Consider the following 3,007-nt stretch of genomic DNA (forward strand, 5'->3'; position numbering starts at 1 on the left):
AGACGTTGACGACAAGGCCGGGAGAGATTTCTGCGGGGGTCATGCGGGAGTGGCTTCCGTGGTGGGCGTGGTGGGTTGTCCGAGTGAACGCAGGACGTCGCGCACCATCTGGGCGCGGTCCTTGGGGTTTTCGAGCTCGCGCTCTATGCGCAGCTTGTCGTTGCCGGCCAGCCGGATGTGCCGGTTTTTCTGGATCAGCTGCATGATGGCCATCGAGTCGATGGGCGGGTCCTTCTTGAAGGTGATGCTGATGGCGCCGGGCGCGGCATCGACCTTGACCACGCCGTAAGGCCTGGCGATCACGCGCAGGCGGTGCACGTCGATCAGCGTCTGTGCCTGCGGCGGAAGCTTGCCGAAGCGGTCGACGATTTCCTCGAGCAGCGCGTCGATCTGGTCGGTGTTCTTGGCGGTGGCCAGCTTTTTGTAGAAGGACAGGCGCAGGTGCACGTCGCCGCAGTAGTCGTTGGGCAGCAGGGCCGGGGCGTGCAGGTTGATTTCGGTGGTCACGCTGAGCGGCGACAGCAGGTCCGGCTCGCGCCCGGCCTTGAGCGAGGCCACGGCTTCGCCGAGCATCTCGTTGTAGAGCTGGAAACCGACCTCCAGCATGTTGCCGCTCTGGTTTTCGCCCAGCACTTCGCCGGTGCCGCGGATTTCGAGGTCGTGCATGGCCAGGTAAAAGCCCGAGCCGAGTTCTTCCATCTGCTGGATGGCCTCGAGCCGCTGGCCTGCCTGCTTGGTCAGGCCCTCGATGTCGGGCACCATCAGATAGGCATAAGCCTGGTGGTGGCTGCGGCCCACGCGGCCGCGCAACTGGTGCAGCTGCGCCAGGCCGAACTTGTCGGCGCGGCTCATGACGATGGTATTGGCGGTCGGCACGTCAATGCCGGTCTCGATGATGGTGGAACACAGCAGCAGGTTGTAGCGTTGGGCGATGAAGTCTTTCATCACACGCTCCAACTCGCGCTCGGGCATCTGGCCGTGGGCCACGGCGATGCGCGCCTCGGGCAGTATCTCCTCGAGTTTCTCGCGCCGGTTCTGGATGGTCTCGACCTCGTTGTGCAGGAAATAGACCTGGCCGCCGCGCTTCAACTCGCGCAGCACGGCCTCGCGGATCACGCCGTTGTTTTCGCTGCGCACAAAGGTCTTGATGGCCAGGCGGCGCTGCGGCGCGGTGGCGATCACGCTGAGGTCGCGCAGGCCTTCGAGCGCCATGCCCAGCGTGCGCGGAATCGGCGTGGCCGTCAGGGTCAGCACGTCGACCTCGGCGCGCATGGCTTTCATGGCCTCTTTGTGGCGCACGCCGAAGCGGTGCTCCTCGTCGATGATCAGCAGTCCCAGGCGCTCGAACTTCACGTCCTGGCTCAGCAGCTTGTGGGTGCCGACCACGATGTCGACCGTGCCGTCGGCCAGGCCCTTGATGGCGGCGGTGATTTCCTTGCCCGACCGAAAGCGGCTCATCTCGGCGATCTTGACCGGCCATTTGGCGAAGCGATCCACCAGCGTCTGGTAGTGCTGCTCGGCCAGCAGCGTGGTAGGCGCCAGCAGCGCCACCTGTTTGCCGCCGGTGACGGCGATGAAAGCGGCGCGCAGCGCGACCTCGGTCTTGCCGAAGCCCACGTCGCCGCAGACCAGCCTGTCCATGGGCCGCGGGCTGATCATGTCCTGGATCACGGCGTGGATGGCGGCGCGCTGGTCGGCGGTCTCTTCAAAACCGAAGTCGTTGGCGAAGGTTTCGTAGTCGCCGGGCGAGTAGCGGAAGGCATGGCCTTCGCGCGCGGCGCGGCGGGCATAGATGTTGAGCAGCTCGGCGGCCGAGTCGCGGATCTGCTCGGCGGCCTTGCGTTTGGCTTTTTCCCACTGGCCGCTGCCCAGCTTGTGCAGTGGGGCTTCCTCGGCGCTGACGCCGGTGTAGCGGCTGATCAGGTGCAGCTGGCTGACGGGTACGTAGAGCGTGGCCTTGTCGGCGTACTCCAGGTGCAGGAACTCCTGCAGCAGCGGTGTGCCGTCGGCATTCACGCCCTGGCCCAGGTCCATGTTGATGAGGCCGCGGTAACGGCCTATGCCGTGGGCGCTGTGCACCACCGGGTCGCCGACGTTGAGTTCCGAGAGATCCTTGATCAGCGCTTCGACATCGCTGACCTGTTCCTGCTTCTTGTTGCGGCGGCGCACCGTGACGCCGGCCGCGAACAGCTCGGTCTCGGTGATGAAGTCAATGCCTTCCTCTAGCCAGCTGAAGCCGGTGTTAAGCGCCGCGGTGGCGATGCCGAGTTTTTCGTCGCTGGCCTGGAAGTCTTCGAGGGAATCGAACGCGGGCGGGCTGACGCTGCTGGCGCGCAGGAAGTCCAGCAGGCTCTCGCGCCGGCCCTCGCTTTCGGCCAGCACCAGCACGCGGTGTGCCGTGTTGCGCACATGGCCCTTGAATTTGGCCAGAGGGTCTTCGGCGCCGCGCACCACGGCCATTTCGCCGAGCTTCTGGAACTGGGCGTTGTCGGCCACGTCTTCGACCGTGGCGCGTATCGCCAGCTGGGCGTAGTCGTTGGCGCGCGCGTAGAACTGCTCGGTGCCCAGGAACAGCGATTCAGGCGGCAGCGCCGGGCGGTCGGGTGCGTCGCGCACCAGCCGGTAGCGGTCTTTGGTGTCCTGCCAGAAACGCTGGAAGGCCGGCTCCAGGTCGCCGTGCAGCACCACGGTCGCATCGTTGCCGAGGTAGTCGAACACCGTGGCGGTTTCTTCGAAGAAGAGCGGCAGGTAGTACTCGATGCCGGCGGTCGCTACGCCATTGCCCATGTCCTTGTAGATGCGGCTCTTGGTCGGGTCGCCGTCCAGCAGTTCGCGCCAGCGGCTGCGGAATTTGGCGCGCGCATCGTCGTCCATGGGGAATTCGCGGCCGGGCAGCAAGCGCACTTCGGGCACGGGATAAAGGCTGCGCTGGCTGTCGGGGTCGAAGGTGCGGATGCTGTCGATCTCGTTGTCGAACAGGTCGACGCGGTAGGGCACGGCCGAGCCC

1 protein-coding gene is annotated in these 3,007 nt (G+C 65.7%); it reads right to left on the bottom strand.

All coding sequences use genetic code 11. From position 1 onward, the window contains the following. Positions 1–39: 39 nt before the first annotated feature. The coding region (gene mfd / locus AC1D0P_RS23885; RefSeq protein ID WP_477679015.1) for a transcription-repair coupling factor at positions 40–3,007 on the bottom strand (2,968 nt) is incomplete at its 5' end.

This window comes from Polaromonas sp. P1_G2 (assembly GCF_056405515.1).